This is a genomic window from Actinoplanes sp. NPDC024001, from assembly GCF_040638955.1.
Taxonomy (GTDB): Bacteria; Actinomycetota; Actinomycetes; order Mycobacteriales; family Micromonosporaceae; genus Actinoplanes.
In genome coordinates this window covers 1-15,463 of record NZ_JBEZZB010000032.1, presented here as the reverse complement: position 1 = coordinate 15,463, position 15,463 = coordinate 1, and the positions used below count along the sequence as shown (strand labels likewise).

At 72.4% G+C, this 15,463-nt stretch carries 20 protein-coding genes; 13 read left to right on the top strand and 7 right to left on the bottom strand.

The annotated features are described in order from the left end of the window. The first annotated feature begins 5 nt into the window (after nucleotides 1–5). Complete coding sequence (locus AB0F81_RS15020) at nucleotides 6–302, top strand: DUF1905 domain-containing protein (protein WP_360196687.1); 297 nt, start codon at nucleotides 6–8, stop codon at nucleotides 300–302. Beyond that, complete coding sequence (locus tag AB0F81_RS15015) at nucleotides 299–754, top strand: nucleoside 2-deoxyribosyltransferase domain-containing protein (RefSeq protein WP_360196684.1); 456 nt, start codon at nucleotides 299–301, stop codon at nucleotides 752–754. Before AB0F81_RS15020 ends, AB0F81_RS15015 begins: the two co-directional genes overlap by 4 nt. Here AB0F81_RS15015 and AB0F81_RS15010 read toward each other — a convergent pair. Beyond that, entirely contained in the window at nucleotides 694–1,185 is a 492-nt protein-coding gene (locus tag AB0F81_RS15010; RefSeq protein ID WP_360196682.1) for a GNAT family N-acetyltransferase, read from the bottom strand. The genes AB0F81_RS15015 and AB0F81_RS15010 overlap by 61 nt on opposite strands. A 63-nt stretch (nucleotides 1,186–1,248) precedes the next feature. On the opposite strand from AB0F81_RS15010, the gene AB0F81_RS15005 reads away from it, so the two are divergent. After that, entirely contained in the window at nucleotides 1,249–1,839 is a 591-nt protein-coding gene (locus AB0F81_RS15005) for a TetR/AcrR family transcriptional regulator (RefSeq protein WP_360196680.1), read from the top strand. 65 nt (nucleotides 1,840–1,904) lie between these two features. Here the strand turns inward: AB0F81_RS15005 and AB0F81_RS15000 are convergent, their stop codons facing one another. Next, complete coding sequence (locus AB0F81_RS15000; protein WP_360196677.1) at nucleotides 1,905–2,498, bottom strand: phosphoesterase PA-phosphatase; 594 nt, start codon at nucleotides 2,496–2,498, stop codon at nucleotides 1,905–1,907. A 43-nt stretch (nucleotides 2,499–2,541) separates the two neighbouring features. Further along, the gene (locus AB0F81_RS14995) at nucleotides 2,542–3,015 is read right to left on the bottom strand and encodes a MarR family transcriptional regulator (RefSeq protein WP_360196674.1); all 474 of its coding nucleotides are present in this window, start codon (nucleotides 3,013–3,015) and stop codon (nucleotides 2,542–2,544) included. A 212-nt stretch (nucleotides 3,016–3,227) separates the two neighbouring features. Between AB0F81_RS14995 and AB0F81_RS14990 the strand changes: the two genes are divergently transcribed. The 3 genes from AB0F81_RS14990 (at nucleotide 3,228) to AB0F81_RS14980 (ending at nucleotide 5,744) form a co-directional block, all read left to right on the top strand. Continuing rightward, a complete protein-coding gene (locus AB0F81_RS14990) occupies nucleotides 3,228–4,118 on the top strand; it encodes a G5 domain-containing protein (RefSeq protein WP_360196671.1) in 891 nt (296 codons plus the stop codon). A gap of 49 nt (nucleotides 4,119–4,167) precedes the next feature. Next, nucleotides 4,168–5,001 carry a nucleotidyltransferase domain-containing protein gene (locus AB0F81_RS14985; RefSeq protein WP_360196669.1) on the top strand — a complete coding sequence of 278 codons (834 nt, stop codon included), beginning with the start codon at nucleotides 4,168–4,170 and terminating at the stop codon, nucleotides 4,999–5,001. Between the two features lie 62 nt (nucleotides 5,002–5,063). Beyond that, complete coding sequence (locus tag AB0F81_RS14980; protein WP_360196862.1) at nucleotides 5,064–5,744, top strand: peptidase E; 681 nt, start codon at nucleotides 5,064–5,066, stop codon at nucleotides 5,742–5,744. A gap of 166 nt (nucleotides 5,745–5,910) precedes the next feature. Here the strand turns inward: AB0F81_RS14980 and AB0F81_RS14975 are convergent, their stop codons facing one another. Further along, nucleotides 5,911–6,078 carry a hypothetical protein gene (locus AB0F81_RS14975; protein WP_360196666.1) on the bottom strand — a complete coding sequence of 56 codons (168 nt, stop codon included), beginning with the start codon at nucleotides 6,076–6,078 and terminating at the stop codon, nucleotides 5,911–5,913. A 274-nt stretch (nucleotides 6,079–6,352) separates the two neighbouring features. On the opposite strand from AB0F81_RS14975, the gene AB0F81_RS14970 reads away from it, so the two are divergent. Beyond that, entirely contained in the window at nucleotides 6,353–7,258 is a 906-nt protein-coding gene (locus tag AB0F81_RS14970; RefSeq protein ID WP_360196664.1) for a hypothetical protein, read from the top strand. Here the strand turns inward: AB0F81_RS14970 and AB0F81_RS14965 are convergent. Next, complete coding sequence (locus tag AB0F81_RS14965) at nucleotides 7,242–7,604, bottom strand: PH domain-containing protein (protein ID WP_360196661.1); 363 nt, start codon at nucleotides 7,602–7,604, stop codon at nucleotides 7,242–7,244. The two genes, AB0F81_RS14970 and AB0F81_RS14965, sit on opposite strands and share 17 nt — an antisense overlap. A gap of 25 nt (nucleotides 7,605–7,629) precedes the next feature. Beyond that, nucleotides 7,630–7,941: a pterin dehydratase gene (locus AB0F81_RS14960; RefSeq protein ID WP_360196859.1), complete on the bottom strand. Its 312-nt coding sequence runs from the start codon at nucleotides 7,939–7,941 to the stop codon at nucleotides 7,630–7,632. Nucleotides 7,942–8,126: 185 nt separating this feature from the next. Between AB0F81_RS14960 and AB0F81_RS14955 the strand changes: the two genes are divergently transcribed. After that, nucleotides 8,127–8,549 (top strand): (deoxy)nucleoside triphosphate pyrophosphohydrolase, encoded by a 423-nt coding sequence (locus tag AB0F81_RS14955; RefSeq protein WP_360196659.1) that lies wholly within the window; start codon nucleotides 8,127–8,129, stop codon nucleotides 8,547–8,549. On the opposite strand, the gene AB0F81_RS14950 is transcribed toward AB0F81_RS14955, so the two are convergent. Beyond that, nucleotides 8,538–10,079: a long-chain fatty acid--CoA ligase gene (locus AB0F81_RS14950; protein ID WP_360196656.1), complete on the bottom strand. Its 1,542-nt coding sequence runs from the start codon at nucleotides 10,077–10,079 to the stop codon at nucleotides 8,538–8,540. The genes AB0F81_RS14955 and AB0F81_RS14950 overlap by 12 nt on opposite strands. A 113-nt stretch (nucleotides 10,080–10,192) precedes the next feature. On the opposite strand from AB0F81_RS14950, the gene AB0F81_RS14945 reads away from it, so the two are divergent. From AB0F81_RS14945 to AB0F81_RS14925, 5 genes are all read left to right on the top strand, one after another. After that, nucleotides 10,193–10,825 carry a TetR/AcrR family transcriptional regulator gene (locus tag AB0F81_RS14945; protein ID WP_360196653.1) on the top strand — a complete coding sequence of 211 codons (633 nt, stop codon included), beginning with the start codon at nucleotides 10,193–10,195 and terminating at the stop codon, nucleotides 10,823–10,825. Beyond that, complete coding sequence (locus tag AB0F81_RS14940) at nucleotides 10,822–12,234, top strand: aldehyde dehydrogenase family protein (RefSeq protein WP_360196650.1); 1,413 nt, start codon at nucleotides 10,822–10,824, stop codon at nucleotides 12,232–12,234. The genes AB0F81_RS14945 and AB0F81_RS14940 overlap by 4 nt, the downstream gene beginning before the upstream one ends. Continuing rightward, on the top strand, nucleotides 12,231–13,361 hold the full coding sequence (locus tag AB0F81_RS14935; protein WP_360196647.1) for a zinc-binding dehydrogenase: 1,131 nt from the start codon (nucleotides 12,231–12,233) through the stop codon (nucleotides 13,359–13,361). The genes AB0F81_RS14940 and AB0F81_RS14935 overlap by 4 nt, the downstream gene beginning before the upstream one ends. Before the next feature lie 48 nt (nucleotides 13,362–13,409). After that, on the top strand, nucleotides 13,410–14,432 hold the full coding sequence (locus tag AB0F81_RS14930) for a 5'-3' exonuclease H3TH domain-containing protein (protein ID WP_360196644.1): 1,023 nt from the start codon (nucleotides 13,410–13,412) through the stop codon (nucleotides 14,430–14,432). A 52-nt stretch (nucleotides 14,433–14,484) separates the two neighbouring features. After that, nucleotides 14,485–15,463, top strand: a 979-nt coding sequence (locus tag AB0F81_RS14925; protein WP_360196641.1) for an AAA family ATPase, incomplete at its 3' end; no start/stop codon positions are given.

The window sequence follows — 15,463 nt, the reverse complement described above, 5'->3', positions numbered from 1 at the left end:
GTTCAATGATCGCTGTGGAATGGGTGTTCGACGGCGAGATCATCGAGTGGCGCGGCCCGGCACCGTTCTTCTTCGTGGCCATGTCGGAATCCGACAGCGCCGAGCTCAAGGCGGCGGCGCGGTCGCTGATCTACTGGGGTCAGGTTCCGGTGCGGGCCGTCGTCGGGGAGACCGAGTTCCGCACGGCGCTGTTCCCCCGGGAGGGCCGCTATCTGGTGCCGCTCAAGGACGCGGTCCGTGATGCCGAGGGCATCGGCGAGGGCGACGTCGTCACGGTGACGCTGCGGCCGGGCCGGGAGTGACCGTCGTCGTCGCCCCGGACCGGGCGGACCCGGCGGCCGGCCCGGCGATCTTCCTGGCCGGCGGGATCAGCGGCGTCGCCGACTGGCAGAGTGCGGCGATCGACCACCTCGGCACCGCGTGGCCGGTGATCTACAACCCGCGCCGGCCGGATTTCCCGATGCACGACCCGGCCGAGGGCGCCCGGCAGATCCGCTGGGAGTTCGACCACCTGGCGCGGGCCGCGGCGATCCTGTTCTGGTTCTCCGTCGAGACGGTCCAGCCGATCGTCCTGTACGAACTGGGCCGCTGGGCGAACTCCGGCAAGCCGCTGGCGGTGGGCGCCGACCCGGCCTATCCGCGCCGCTTCGACGTGGTCGAGCAGCTGGCGCTGGCCCGTCCCGGCCTCGTCGTTCACTCCGATCTGCCGTCCACCTGCGCCGCCGCGAACGTCCTGGTCAGCGAGCGTTCGTAGCAGACCGAGACGGTCGAGCCGGCGTACGCGCCGAACAGGGGGATCTCGTGGTAGCCCTCGCGCTCGTAGAAGCGCATCGCCTCCGGCTGGGCCGGGCCGGTCTCCAGCCGGATCGTGGTCCAGCCGCGGTCCACCGCGGCCGCCTCCAGGGCGCGCAGGATGGCGGTGGACACACCGCAGCCGCGGCTGCCGGGCGCCACATACATGCGTTTGATCTCGGCGCTGGTCGCGTCGAGGCGGCGGAGGGCGCCGCAGCCGACGGCCTTGCCGGTGCCGTCCAGGGCGACCAGGAAGAGGTCGATGTCGGCGGCGGACGGCGGGGTGCCCGGCTCGTGGTCGGCCGTGCCGTACCGCGCGTCGAGCTCGGCGCGCTGGGCTTCGCGGAGCGCGGTTCCGGCGGGGTCGTCCCACGGGCGCGATTCAATGATCATGGCGATCCTCCAGTCGTAACAAGCGTTACGGTAACATCCGTTACGGATTGAAGGGAGCGACGCGTGTCACGAACAGCGGACCGGTCGGCGCAGGGCGAGGCGCTGTCCCGGGCGGTGTGGAGCGTGCTCGCCGAGCAGGGGCTGGAGCGGCTGACCGTCCGCGCGGTCGCGGCCGCGGCGGGGTGCACCACCGGCCTGGTGATGCACCGGTTCCCGAACCGGCAGGCGCTGCTCCTGCACGCCCGGCAGTTGCTCCACGAGATCACCCGCAGCCGCGTCGAGCGGCTGGAGGCCGAGGCGCCGTCACCGCGCGCGGCGCTGCGCGCGGTGCTGCGGCAGGGGCTGGCGACCGACCCGCAGACCCGGCAGGAGGCGGTGGTCTGGATGGGCTTCCTGGCCGCCGCGGTCTCCGACGAGGACCTGATCGCCGAGCACCGGCGCAACAACCGGGCCTGGCGCACCCGGGTCGAGCGCCTCACCGCGGCCGCCGCGCCCGGCTGGCCGGCCGAGCGGGTCGCCACGGTCGCGCTCGCCCTGATCGCGATGGCCGAGGGCGTCGCCGCCCTCGCGGCCGCCGACCCGGACGCGTTCCCCGCCGCCGAGCAGGAACGCGCGCTCGACGCCACCCTCGGCGCCTACGGCCTGGGGGAGTGAGCGGTCAGAGCAGGAACGCGCGCTCGACGCCACCCTCGGCACCTACGGCCTGGGGGAGTGAGCGGTCAGCGCAGCGCCGGGAAGATCGTCCCGGCGATCACGGCGCCGGCCAGCGCGCCGACCACCACCTGTGCCGGGGTGTGCGCGGTGAGCCGGACCCGGGCCCAGCCGCCGAGCACCACCAGCGGCGCGCCGATCAGCGCCACCGGCCCGTAGACCGCGGTCAGCGCGGCCACCGTGCCGGCCGCGACCCCGGCGTGGATGGACATCTTCCACCAGTGCGTGACGAGCGCGAACACGCCGAGGCCGACGCCGCCGGCGGTGAGCAGGGCGAGCACCTCACGCGGGGCGCCCAGCGCGATCAGCAGCACGAGCCCGGCGACCAGCGACGCCGTACCGAAGATCAGCGGGACGCGGCGGTCGGCGCGTTCCGGGATGTGGTGGTTGGTGAGCCGGCCGGTGCGCACCCCGTGCAGCACGTAACCCAGCGGGATGACCGCTGCGAACAGCGCGCCCGGCAGACCCCACCAGCGGGACACCCCGGGCGTGTCGCCGGCGTGCCAGCCGACGATCAGCAGCAGCGCGGCGACCAGCACCGCCGGAGCGAGCACTTCGGAGACGACGCGGGCGATCCGTTCCCCCGTAGCAGTGTTGAGCACGGCCCCATCATCGCAACCCGGGACCGGAAGAAGCCGCAGGTCGTCAGGTGTCGGAGGCCATGGCGGAGAAAGCGGCGGCCAGCCGTTGCAGGTCGATCTCGCCGAGGTGGTCGAAGATGTGCCGGCGCACGCTGGCCAGGTGCGTCGGCCAGGCCTCCTGCAACCGGGCCAGGCCTTTCTCGGTGAGCACCGCGTTGGCCCCGCGCGCGTCCTCCTCGCAGCGGATGCGCCGCAGATAGCCCAGCGACTCGAGTTTTGCGGCGAGCCGGGTCATGCCGCTCAGTGACATGTCACACGCGGTGGCCAGCTCGCTCATCCGCATCAGCTGGCCGGGGGTCTCGGAGAGGTGCCGCAGCACGGAGTATTCACTGGCGGACATGCGCTGCTCGCGCATCAGATCGGCGTCCAGCGCGCGGGGCATGACCAGCAGGAACCGGCCGAGCGCCCGCATCACGGCCTCTTCCTCCGCGGAGAGCGGGACGAGGCCACCGGGGGCCGGTGACGTGGTGGCGGACATGGCCTCGATCGTACGGCGGCCGCGCACACCAGGGCATCGCCGATTTCTCACCCGCCCGGGCAACGTGAAACGAGCAACGCGCGGCGGTGGTTGCGGGGCTCGCCGGTCAGCATTTCGGGGGACCCGTGGCGGCTTGCGCCGGGCCCGTCGAGAGTCACAATGCTTTGGTGCAAAACCAGACAACTAGTGACTCTTGGCAGCATCTGCTCGAAATGCCACGAAAGTCTTGGTGGGCCCGGTTGCCGTTCGGCATCCGGATGACCGCTGGCGCCGGCGCGCTCCTGCTGGTCATCGGTGGCGGGGCGGCCGGCGTGGCCACCCTGACCGGGGACGACTCGCAGACCCTCGCCGCGCACCAGGGGGCCGCCACCGAGCCCGACCTCGGCGCCCCGCAGCTGGACGAGGACCCGGAAGTGGTCAGCCGGGCGGCCGCGGCCGCCGAGCCGCTGCCCGACCGGCACAGCGCCACGCCCACGCACGCGAGCACCGCCGCCCCGCCGGCCGAGCAGCTCACCCGGGCCCGGGCCGGCCAGGATCGCGCCGACCGGACCGGGCCGCGGCCCACCCGTACGGTCGGCGAACCTGCGGAGCGCAACACGCCCGCCCCGCCGGCCCAGCCCGAGCCGGCGCCGGTCGTCACCACCCGCACCGACGTCGAGACCCGGCCGATCCCGTTCCCCACCCGGCTGGTGCGCGACTCCTCGCTGCCGCGCGGCACCAAGCGCATCCAGGCGCCCGGGGTGCCGGGTCAGGAGACGCTGCGTTACCTGGTGACGCTGGTCGACGGCAAGCCGTCCGACCGCCGGCTGGTCGACACCGCCGTCACCAAGAAGCCGGAGCCGCGCGTGGTGGCCTTCGGCGCCCGCCGCAAGCCGGCCAAGGAATGCGGGCGTGCGCTGCGCCTGTGCGTGCCGCTCGGGCGCTCGGCGGTCTGCCCGGACGGGCGCGGCGAGCAGTCGCAGCCGCCGGCCGGCCAGGAGGCGCGGGAGGAGAGCAGCACCGTCCAGCTGGGCGGCTCGGTCCTGCTCTCCGAGGAGGACCTGGAGCTGCTCAACCCGGAAACCCTCGACGACGTACGCCTGGAACCCGCCACACTGTGTTGAGCGCCACCCGGCGATTGCGCCGCCGGGCCCGGGAGACCACGGTGAACACATGACACTGACCGATGCCGACCTGATCGGGCTCGCCGACCGGCTGGCGTCCGTGCCCGGCGTGGTCGGCGTGGTCCTGGGCGGCAGCCGGGCCCGCAGGACGCACACGCCGGAGTCCGACACCGATCTCGGGCTGTACTACCGGCCCCCGCTCGACACCGGCCGCCTCGGCGAACTGGCCGAGGCGGTCGGCGGGGCCGGCGCCAAGGTGACCGTGCCCGGCGACTGGGGTCCCTGGGTGGACGGCGGCGGCTGGCTGCGGGTGCGCGGCTCGGCAGTGGACTGGATCTACCGCGACCTCGACCGGGTGCACCGCTGCTGGACGGACGCCGAGAAGGGGCGCTACACGTTCCACACCCAGGCCGGGCATCCGCTCGGGGTGCCCGACTTCGCGTACCCGGGGGAGCTGGCCCTGGGCCGGATCCTGTCCGACCCGACCGGGGAGCTGACCACGCTGCAGCGGCGGACCCGGACGTTTCCCCGCCCGCTGGCCGACGCCCTGGTGGCCGGCCTGTGGGAGGCCGACTTCCTGGTCGGCATCGCCCGCAAGGCGGTGTCCCGCGGCGACAGCGCCTATGTCGCCGGTTGCCTGTTCCGGCTGGCCGGGGTCTGCGCGCACGCGCTGCACGGCGCCGCCGGGCAGTGGCTGATCAACGAGAAGGGCGCGGTCGCCGCGGCCGGGGCGCTGCCCGGCGCGCCGGACCGTTTCCAGGCCCGGGTGGACGCCGCATTCGGCGCCGTGAACAGCGACCCGATGCACCTGAGCCTGGCCATCGACATCGCCGCCGATCTCGTGCTGGAGACCTCGGACGCGTGCGCGATGATGTTGCGGTGACCGCCGACGAACCCACGATCCTCGCCACCAGCGCCTCCTTCCGCCGTAACGGATACAGCCTGATGAGCCTGCGCCCGGGCGCGATCCACTACTTCGCCGCGGAGCTGGCGAACGCGCGCGAGGCGCCGAAGATCTGTGTGCTGAACCAGGCCACCGGCGACCCGGAGGCGCAGATCGGCGCGGCCTACGCCGCTTTCGCCGGGTCCGAGTTCGCCATGTCGCACCTGCAGCTGTTCCCGATGCCGAACGTCGACGACATCCGCGCGCACATCCTCGCCCAGGACATCGTGTGGGTCGGCGGCGGCAGCGTCGCCAACCTGTGCGCGGTCTGGCGGGTGCACGGTCTCGACGAGATCCTGTACGAGGCATGGCAGGCCGGCGTGGTGATGGCCGGGGTGTCGGCCGGCTCGATCTGCTGGCACACCGGCGGGACCACCGACAGCTACGGGCTCCAGTTGCGCGAGTTCACCGACGGGCTGGGCTGGCTGCCGTACAGCAACGGGGTGCACTACGACGCCGAGGAGCAGCGCCGGCCGAAGATGCACGAGCTGATCGGCAGAGGTGTCCTGCCGGACGGGTACGCCACCGAGGAGGGCGCCGGCCTGGTCTACCGCGGGACCACGCTGGCCGAGGCGGTGGCCGATCGGGAGGGGGCGCTGGCGTACGAGTTGAGGCGCGCCCCCGACGGCTCGGTCGTGGAGACCACGCTGCCCACCCGGGTTCTGCCGGTTCCGCCGAACTGAGTCCGGCGCGGCCCGCCGTCGATAGGCTGGCGGGGCAGGCGTAACCCGAAGCGGATCGCATCCGTTGGAGGTTCGGAGTCATTCCGTGCCAAAAAGGAGAACGATGTCTGTCGCGCGTGGCGGAGAGGGCGGAAGCTTCCGCTGAAGCCGGACGGTGGCCCTGCCCTCAGTGGAGGGCCACCGTGGCAAGCCCCACCAGCACCGCGGAGAGCAGGAACGCGAAGGCGAAGATGGCGTTCGCCCCGAGCGCGGCGCTCAGCCGATGTGGTTGACCCCCCTCGCCGCCGGTGCCGGGGTCGTAGCCGATCAGCTCGGCAGGGTATCTGCGGGTCAACGGTCGCTGCAGGTGGGTCAGCACCGGTGATCGCCTCCGGGGGGTCGAAGATCGAAGCGCCTGTATCGCTGGGGTGGAACTCCTGGGCCAGCATGCGGCGGCAGCAAATCGGGGAGCAATGGTTACTGGCCGGTAACCGCCGCCGGTGGGCCGGTCTGGCACTGATCGTCCGCTGAATGGGCCGCTGACCTGGGCCGAATGGGCGTCCCGACCAGTGTCAGGTCACTCAATATAGGGATTTGTCGGTAACCCCCGATTGGTCATCATTATGTCGATGATGGCCGAGACACCGTCGAAGTATCAGACCCTGTTCAGGGGCACCCTGAACATCTCGATCGTGCTCATCGGACTGGCCTCCGGCATCGCCCAGCTCGCCGAGATCCCGACCAGCATCGCCCAGTGGGTGCTCACCGCCGTATTCCTGGCCTGCCTGCTCTACTTCGTGGTCCGGCTCTGGCAGCTCGCCTTCGTCGTCAAGATCCGGCAGCTGCGGGGCGAGCTGCTCGACGCGACCAAGGCGCTCACCCTGCAGCGGGCCGGCCACCAGCACTACCTGGACGCCATCCAGCGGATAAGCGACCGGGAGAAGCCGCTGTTCTCCGAGACCCTCGAGGTGCTGGTGACGGTCGGCTCGGACGACGACAGCGACCGCATCGTCGAGAAGCGGGTCACCACCCCGGAGCCGCTGGTCACCCACCGGACCATGCGGCCGATCGTGCCCACCGACGACGACCGGCTGATCCGCGTCGAGGACATCGGGTTCAAGACGATCCGCCCGGTGGCCGGCACGATCACCGCGCTGCCGCTGGAGCAGACCCGCCTGCTGCGGGTGTGGCTGATCTTCGACCCGGCGATGACCACGCCGACCGAGTGGCAGGTCGAGTACCGCCCGAAGGGCCTGTGGCGGCCGCTGCGCGAACGCGGCTGGGACCAGCTCGTCTGGGAGGACCGGTTGCCCACCGCCAGCGGCACGCCGTCGGCCTTCACCCGGTTCCAGGTCACCTTCAGCTTCCCGGAGAGCGACCAGCCGCCGAGCGTCAAGGAACGGCAGGGGTACGGGTGGATGGGCGAGCCCACCCGGGACCCGCGCGGCCGGTGGGAGGTGGTGTGGCGCGACGAGAAGCCGGCCGGCCGCCGTTACGTCTGGGATCTCACCCAGGCGGTCAGCTGGCGCGGCTGAGGATCACGTTGTGCACGTAGTGGGCCTTGTCCGAGCCGCGGAACTCGACCTCGTAGACGTGCGTGCCGACCGTGATCGCGATGGTGCCGGAGGAGAAGAACTGGCCCGCCCAGCTCTTGTTGCTGACCACGCTGACGCTGCTGACCTTGGAGTACGGGATGCTGGTGATCGCGAACCGCTTCCCGACGAAGGACCGGTCCTGGATGATGATGCGGCGGGTGGTCAGGCCGATGAAGCCGGTGCCGGCGCCGATGGCGTCGTAGACCGCGAGGATCTCCTCGCCGTCCAGCAGGCCGCTGCGCACCTGTTCGAGCTGACCCTTGTTGTCGTACACCACGTCAGTCATGCGGCGCAGCGTAGCGCCCGGCCGCTTACGGCCGCTCGACCACGGTGCGGTAGAAATCCTCGATCCGGGCCGCGAGCGTTACCTCACCATCGGTAATCGCGGTGCCGTCCTGCGGACCCAGGCAGATCTGAGTGTGACCGTCGATCCGCCGGATGTTCGGCCGAATGTGCAGTGTGTCCGCTGCGACTTTGATGCGTTCGGTCAATGCCGCGTGCTGACTGTCGTCGCAGGCGAGATCCCGGCGGATCTGCACGCCGTCGCGGGTCCATCCACCCAGAAGCGCGAGGGCGTCGCTCAGATAATCGGTGCCGGTGCTCCGGCGTCGTCTAGCCCGCACTTGCCGCACCCCCCTTAGCGTCGTTGCCGGCTTGTGGCCGAACTGTCGCCGTGTCGTCATGGTCGGTGCCCCACAGTTTCGTCCGTTGGGACAGTCATGTCCACGCCCACATATCCGTGTTTGCGTGACGATCAGGGCAGCAACGGGCAACCTGATCGGTGAACTTTTGTGGGATCTTTGAATCCATGCCGTCGGAACAGTACGTCAGGCGCACGTCATCACCCAGGGTGATCGTCGCGGCTGTGATCATCACCGCGGGGCGGGTGCTCGCCTGTCAGCGCAGCGCCCCGCCCGAGGCGGCGGGCAAGTGGGAGTTCCCGGGCGGCAAGGTGGAGCCGGGCGAGACCGAGCACGAGGCGCTGGCCCGCGAATGCGTCGAGGAGCTGGGCGTGCGGGTGAAGGTCGGCGACCGGGTCGGCCCGGACGTGCCGCTGGCCCACGGCCGGGCCGTGCTCCGGGTCTACGCCGTCACCCTGCTCGACGGCGACGTCCCGGCCGCGCTGGAGCACACCTCCATGCGCTGGCTGACCGTGGACCAGCTGGGCAGCGTCCCGTGGCTGCCGGCCGACAAACCGATCGTCGCGGAACTCCCGGCGCTACTTGCCTGAGTACTGCGCCCGCAGCTCGCGCTTGAGGACCTTCATGCTCGGGCCCAGCGGCAGCGACTCGGCGAACCGCACCTGACGCGGGTACTTGTGCTTGCCGAGGTGCTCGCGCGACCACTCGATGAGCTCCTCCTCGGTGAGCCCCTGGTCGGCCAGGACCACCACCGCGCAGACCTCCTCGCCCTGCACCTCGTCGGCCACGCCGATCACCGCGACCTGCTGCACCGCGGGGTGCCGGGCGATGACCTCCTCCACCTCGCGGGGATAGACGTTGAAGCCGCCGCGGATGATCAGGTCCTTGGTGCGGTCGACGATGCTGATGAAGCCCTCGGCGTCGCGCACCCCCAGGTCGCCGGTGCGGAACCAGCCGTCGACCAGGGCCTCCGCGGTCGCCTCCGGCCGGTTCAGATAGCCGGCGAAGACGTTGTGCCCGCGGATCACGATCTCGCCGAGCTCGCCGTCGGGCACGAACTCGATCGCCTCCGGCACCTCCGGCCGGGCGATCTCCACCTCGACGCCCCAGATGGGGTGGCCGACCGTACCCGGCCTGGCGCCGAACGCCGGCTGGTTGGTGGTGGCCGTCGGGGAGGTCTCGGACAGGCCGTAACCCTCCCAGATGGTCGAGCCGAACGCGGCGGCGAACTTCTCCAGCACCGCCACCGGCAGCGACGCGCCGCCGGAGACGCAGAGCTTGAGCTGCGGCAGCTGGTCCGCCTTGGCCGCGGCCTCCAACAGCCCGATGTACATCGTCGGCACGCCGTGGAAGATCGTCACCTGCTCCTTGAGCATCAGCTCGATCGCCGCCTCGCCGGAGAAGCGCGGCAGCAGCACCAGCGTGCCGCCCAGCCGGAAGGTCGCGTTCATGCCGACCGTCTGGCCGAACGTGTGGAACAGCGGCAGGCAGCCCAGCACCACGTCGTCGCCGGTGAGCGGGTGCACGTCGAAGACGTTGACCGCGGCGTTCATCACCAGGTTGAGGTGGGTCAGCATGGCGCCCTTGGGGCTGCCGGTGGTCCCGCTGGTGTAGAGGATCACCGCGACGTCCTCGGCCTCGGTCGTCGCGTAGGTCCGGATCGGCGTGACCCGGCTCGACACCTCCTCCAGCCGGGCCGGCGGGTTCGGCAGGTCGGCCGGCAGCGGGCCGACGTTGACCAGCTTCGTGCCGGTCGCCCGGGCCGCGCCCGCCCCGGCCGCGAGGAAGGCCGAGTGGGTGACCAGCAGGTCGGCGCCGCTGTCGGTGAGCACGTAACCCACCTCCTCGGCGTTGAGCAGCAGCGAGACCGGCACGACGCGGGCGCCGAGGGCCAGGGCCGCGTAGTAGACCCGGGGGAAGTCGGCCACGTTCGGGATCATCACGGCGACCGTGTCACCCCGCTTGATGCCCAGTTCGCGCAGCCCGGCCGCGTACGACCGGGTCTGCTCCCAGAGCTCCGGGTAGGTGATCCGGGCGCCGCCGGCGTCGACCACCGCGACCTTGTCCGGGTAACGGCGCGCGGACTCGGCAAGGATTGTCGCGAGGGACAGCGTCGTCATGCTGAGCCTCCTTCGTAAGCTCGGGGGAGTGATGTGCGTCGCAGCTGTGCTTAAACTAGCGGCGTAAGTTTTTGCGCGTCCAGTGCTGATTTCTCGAAATGCAGGAGTCCCCCATGGCCCGGCCCCGGCAGGCGCTGCTCACCCGTGAGCGGATCGTCGAGGCGGCTGCCGCGCTGATCGACGCGGAAGGCCTCGACGCGCTCTCCATGCGACGGCTCGCCACCGAGCTGGGTGTGCAGGGCCCGTCGCTCTACAACCACTTCGCCACCAAGGCGGAGATCGTCGACGCGGTGGCCGAGGCGGTGGTGGCCGAGGTGGACATCTCCGGCTTCGCCGACAGCGACTGGCGGGAGGGGCTGCGGCTCTGGGCGAAGTCCTACCACGCCGTCCTCGCCGCCCACCCGAACATCGTGCCGGTGCTGGCCACCGGCCCGGGCCGGCGCCCGGCCGGCCTGGCGATGGCCGAGGCCGTCTACGGCGCGCTGATCGACGCCGGCTGGTCCCGGGCCCGCGCCACCCACATCGGCGCGCTGATGCGCTACCTCATCACCGGGTCCGCGCTGGGCTCCTTCGCGCTCGGCTTCGAGGCCGACCCGGCCCTCTACGACGAGCGCTATCCGCACCTGCACCGCGCCCACGAGCTGGCGGCCCACCGCGACGCCGTGGACGAGGGCGCCTTCGAACTCGGGCTGGATCTGTTGATCGCCGGCCTGTCCGACCGCTATGACCAGGGGGTACGCCGATGACGACGTCGGTATTCCGTGACCAGCTCTACATCGGAGGCGCGTGGGTGCCGCCGGACTCGAGCGAGCGGATCCCGGTGGAGAACCCGTACACCGAGGAGGTCTTCGGTCACGTGCCGGCCGGCACCGCCGAGGACGTCAACCTCGCCGTCTCCGCCGCCCGCCAGGCGCTCGACAGCTGGGCGGTCATGCCACCGGCCGAGCGCGGGGCCGCCCTCGGCCGCCTGCACCAGGCCCTCGCGGCTCGCGCCGACGAGATCGCGCACACCGTGGGCCTCGAGCTGGGCACCCCGCTCAAGATCGCCAAGGCGATCCAGGCGGGCCTGCCGCTCACCGTGCTGGCGGGGTACGCCGAACTGGCCGCCCGCCCCGTGACGGAGGAGACCATCGGCAACTCGCTGGTGGTCCACGAACCGGTCGGTGTGGTCGGCGCGATCACCCCGTGGAACTACCCGCTGCACCAGGTGGTGGCGAAGGTCGGCGCCGCCCTGGCCGCCGGCTGCACCGTGGTGCTCAAGCCGAGCGAGCTGACCCCGCTGGTGGCGTACCTGCTGGCCGACGCGGCGCACGAGTCGGGCCTGCCGGCCGGGGTGCTCAACCTGGTCACCGGCACCGGGCCGGAGGTCGGCGCGGCCATCGCCGGGCACCCGGACATCGACATGGTGTCGTTCACCGGCTCCACCGCGACCGGCCGGGCCATCTCGCACGCCGCCGCCGACCGGATCGCCCGCGTCTCGCTGGAGCTGGGCGGCAAGTCCGCCAACGTGATCCTGGAGGACGCCGACCTGGTCAAGGCGGTCAAGGTCGGGGTCGGCAACGCGTTCCTCAACTCCGGGCAGACCTGCACCGCGTGGACCCGGATGCTGGTGCACCGCAGTCACTACGACGAGGCGGTGGAGCTGGCCGCCAAGACCGCGGCCGGCTACACCGTGGGTGACCCGTTCGACCCGGCCACCCGGCTCGGGCCGCTGGCCTCCGCCGGGCAGCGCGAGCGGGTCCGCGGCTTCGTCGAGCGGGCCTCGGCCCGGCTGGTCGCCGGTGGCCTGGACGCGCCGGTGCCGGCCACCGGCCACTTCGTCGCGCCGACCGTCTTCGCCGACGTCGACCCCGGCAGCGAGTTGGCCCAGGAGGAGATCTTCGGCCCGGTGCTGTCGATCATCCCGTTCGGCGACGACGACGAGGCCGTGGCGATCGCCAACGACTCCAGGTACGGCCTGGCCGGCGCGGTCTGGGGCAGCGACGAGCGGGCCCTCGCGGTGGCCCGGCGGATCCGCACCGGAGCGGTCGACGTCAACGGCGGCGCGTTCAACCCGTTCGCGCCGTTCGGTGGTTACAAGCAGTCCGGCATCGGCCGGGAGCTGGGCGCGTACGGCCTGGCGGAGTTCCAGCAGGTGAAGGCGATCCAGCGATGAGTCACTACATGAACGGCCTGGTCGTCCGCGCCGAGGGCGTGCCGGCCGAGATCGTCGAACTGCGGCTGCCCGAGATCGGCCCCGGCCAGGTGCGGGTGCGGATCCGGGCGGCCGGGGTCTGCCACTCCGACCTCTCCATGGTCAACGGCACGCTGCGCCCGCCGCACCCGCTGATCCTCGGGCACGAGGCGGCCGGTGAGGTGCTCGAGATCGGCGACCACGGCAGTGCCGGCCCCGCGGCGGAAAACCGAAGTAACCCCGATGGAAGACGGGCCGCGGTCGGTGACCGGGTGGTGCTCAACTGGCAGCCGGCCTGCCGTAACTGCTGGTTCTGCGAGCACGGCGAGCCGTGGCTGTGCAGCACCTCGCACGGGGTGGCCGCCCTGGAGAACGGGATCACCCTCGACGGCGCCCCGGTGCACGTGACGCTCGGCGTGGGGGCGCTGGCCGAGCAGGTCGTGGTGCCGGAGAACGCGCTCATCCGCGTACCCTCGGATCTTGATTTTGACTCTGCCGCGCTGCTCGGCTGCGCGGTGCTGACCGGCACCGGCGCGGTGCGCAACACCGCCCGGGTGCAGCCCGGCGAGTCCGTGGTGGTGATCGGCCTCGGCGGGGTCGGCCTGTCGGTGGTCTCCGCGGCCCGCGCCGCTGGCGCCGCGCAGGTGATCGCGGTGGACGTCAGCGAGGCGAAGAAGGGCCTGGCCGAGGCGGCCGGCGCCACCGACTTCGTGGTCTCCTCGGAGAACCTGTCGAAGGACATCCGGTCCCGCACGAACAGGCTCGGCGCCGACCACGCGATCGAGTGCGTCGGCCGCGCCTCGACCATCCGCGCCGCCTGGCGCGCCACCCGCACCGGCGGGCAGGTCACCGTGGTCGGGATGGGCGCGGCCGACGACATGGTCCAGCTCAGCGCGCTGGAGATCTTCAGCTCGGCGCGCATCCTGCGCGCCTCGGTGTACGGGCAGGCCGACACCGACCTGGAGGTGCCGTCCCTGGCCCGCGACGTGCTCGACGGCAAGCTCTCGCTGGACCACCTGATCACCGACCGGATCGGCCTGGCCGACGTGCCGGCCGCCTTCGACCGGATGGCCCGCGGCGAGGGCGCCCGCTCGGTGGTGGTTCTCTGACGGTTCGAGGGCTGGCGGCTGCGGCGTTCGGTGGGCCACACTCGTCGGGTGTCGTCCGGTGCCCCCCTGCTGCTCGTCCTCGACGGCAACAGCCTGCTGCACCGGGCCTATCATGCCGCCGCGGCGGAGGGGTTCCTCGACGACGACGGCCGGCCGGTGTGGGCGCTGCGCGGCCTGGTCGGCTTCGTCGCCCGGGCCGCCGCACACCTGCGGCCGGACGCGCTGATCGTCGCGTTCGACTGCCCGGAGCAGTCGGCGCGCCGCCAGGACTATCCCGGTTACAAGGCGCACCGGCCGGACAAGCCGGCCGACCTCACCGAGCAGATCGCCGGTGCGCCGGGCCTGCTGCGGGCCGCCGGAGTCTGCACTGTCGTGCCGCCGGCCTGGGAGGCCGACGACGTGCTGGCCAGCAGCGCCCGGCACGCCCGTGACCAGGGCTGGCGGTCGGTGCTGATGACCAGCGACCGGGACGCGTTCGCCCTGATCGACGAGACCACCTCGGTGCTGCGGGTGCGCAACGGCGGCATGGACGAGGCGGTGCTCGTCGACGGCGCCGGCCTGTCCGCCCTCTACGGCGTCCACCCCGGGCAGTACCGGGACTTCGCCGCCCTGCGCGGCGACCCGTCGGACAACCTGCACGGCGTCCGCCGCTTCGGCACGACCCGGGCGGCCCGGCTGCTCGCCGCGTTCGGCACCGTCGAGGCGGCCTGGAAAGCGCTCGACGACGGTGACCGGGACGCGGTCCGCGAGGTGGTCGGTGCCCAGGCCGCCGAGGAGCTGGCCCGGGCGGCTGCCCGGGAGGCGTTCGAGCGCAACCGGCGGCTCATGCGGATGCGCGACGACCTGCCGGTGCCGTCGCTGGACCGGGCCCGGCTGCCGCTGGACTATCTGACGATCCGCAAGGCGCTGCGCGCCCGGGGCATCAACTTCGGGCCGTCACTGTGGGCGCTGGTCGGCGGGGCCGAACCGCTGGCCGGGGAGGACCCGGCGCCGGAGGCACGCCCCTGGGTGTTCCGCAGCGGGCTGAGCGCGCGCCGCGACCCGACCCCCGGCCAGCTGGCCCTGTTCTGAGCCTGTCGGGTAACTGATGGAGCCCGGCCGGCGAGGGCTGTCATGGTGAGCCGTGCTGCTCGAACGCTCGGAGCACCTGACCGCCCTGCACGCGGCCGCGGACCGGCCGGGCGGAACCCTCGTCCTGCTCGCCGGTGAGGCCGGCGGGGGCAAGACCGCGCTGCTGCGGCAGTTCCGGGCGGAGCGCGGTGACCGCGGGCGGTTCCGCTGGGGCGCCTGCGATCCGCTGTTCACCCCACGGCCGCTCGGGCCGTTCCAGGGGATCGTGCCGGGGGCGCGGCCGCACGAGGTCGCCGCGGCGATCACCGGCGACGCCCGGGACCGGCCGGGACTGATCCTGGTCCTGGAAGACCTGCACTGGGCCGACGAGGCCACCCTGGACGTGCTCAGCCTGCTCGGCCGCCGGATCGAGGGCATCCCGGCCCTGGTCGTCGCCAGCTATCGCGACGACGAGCTGGACCGCGGCCACCCGCTGCGCCGGGTCCTCGGCGAGCTGCACGGCGAACCGGTGTGCCGGCTGCGCGTCGAGCCGCTGTCCCGGGAGGCGGTGGGCCGGCTGGCCGGGCGGGGCGGGGCCGCTCTGCACCGGATCACCGGGGGAAACCCGTTCTTCGTCACCGAGGTGCTGGCCGGCGCCGGCGAGCAGCTGCCGTTGACCGTACGGGACGCGGTGCTGTCCCGTACCGCGCGGCTGAGTCCGGCGGCGACGGCCGCACTGGAGGCGGTGTCGGTCGCCGTGCCGTACGCCGAGCCGCCGTACCCCGGCGGCCTGGACGAGGCGCTGCACGCCGGAATGCTGGAGAGCGTGCCCGGCGGCGTGGCGTTCCGGCACGAGCTGGCCCGGCTCGCCGTCGAGGAGTCACTCGCCCCGCATCGACGGCTCCAGCTGCACCGATCCGTGCTGCGATCACTGCTCGAACAGCCCGGTGACGCCGACCCGCCCGGGACTCACCCGCGCCACAGGACGCGCCCATTACGATCTGCACCGAGTAAAGCGCCACGAACAGGAGTCGGCCATGGCCAAGAACGCC

Excerpts from the sequence above, each read along its gene's own strand:
- AB0F81_RS14965 (WP_360196661.1), bottom strand. The coding sequence starts at position 7,604 with ATGACTGACGTGGTGTACGACAACAAGGGTCAGCTCGAACAGGTGCGC.
- AB0F81_RS14980 (WP_360196862.1), top strand. The coding sequence starts at position 5,064 with ATGAGCCTGCGCCCGGGCGCGATCCACTACTTCGCCGCGGAGCTGGCG.
- AB0F81_RS14955 (WP_360196659.1), top strand. The coding sequence starts at position 8,127 with ATGCCGTCGGAACAGTACGTCAGGCGCACGTCATCACCCAGGGTGATC.
- AB0F81_RS14985 (WP_360196669.1), top strand. The coding sequence starts at position 4,168 with ATGACACTGACCGATGCCGACCTGATCGGGCTCGCCGACCGGCTGGCG.
- AB0F81_RS15010 (WP_360196682.1), bottom strand. The coding sequence starts at position 1,185 with ATGATCATTGAATCGCGCCCGTGGGACGACCCCGCCGGAACCGCGCTC.
- AB0F81_RS14945 (WP_360196653.1), top strand. The coding sequence starts at position 10,193 with ATGGCCCGGCCCCGGCAGGCGCTGCTCACCCGTGAGCGGATCGTCGAG.
- AB0F81_RS14940 (WP_360196650.1), top strand. The coding sequence starts at position 10,822 with ATGACGACGTCGGTATTCCGTGACCAGCTCTACATCGGAGGCGCGTGG.
- AB0F81_RS14950 (WP_360196656.1), bottom strand. The coding sequence starts at position 10,079 with ATGACGACGCTGTCCCTCGCGACAATCCTTGCCGAGTCCGCGCGCCGT.
- AB0F81_RS14990 (WP_360196671.1), top strand. The coding sequence starts at position 3,228 with ATGCCACGAAAGTCTTGGTGGGCCCGGTTGCCGTTCGGCATCCGGATG.
- AB0F81_RS14970 (WP_360196664.1), top strand. The coding sequence starts at position 6,353 with ATGATGGCCGAGACACCGTCGAAGTATCAGACCCTGTTCAGGGGCACC.
- AB0F81_RS14995 (WP_360196674.1), bottom strand. The coding sequence starts at position 3,015 with ATGTCCGCCACCACGTCACCGGCCCCCGGTGGCCTCGTCCCGCTCTCC.
- AB0F81_RS14935 (WP_360196647.1), top strand. The coding sequence starts at position 12,231 with ATGAGTCACTACATGAACGGCCTGGTCGTCCGCGCCGAGGGCGTGCCG.
- AB0F81_RS15020 (WP_360196687.1), top strand. The coding sequence starts at position 6 with ATGATCGCTGTGGAATGGGTGTTCGACGGCGAGATCATCGAGTGGCGC.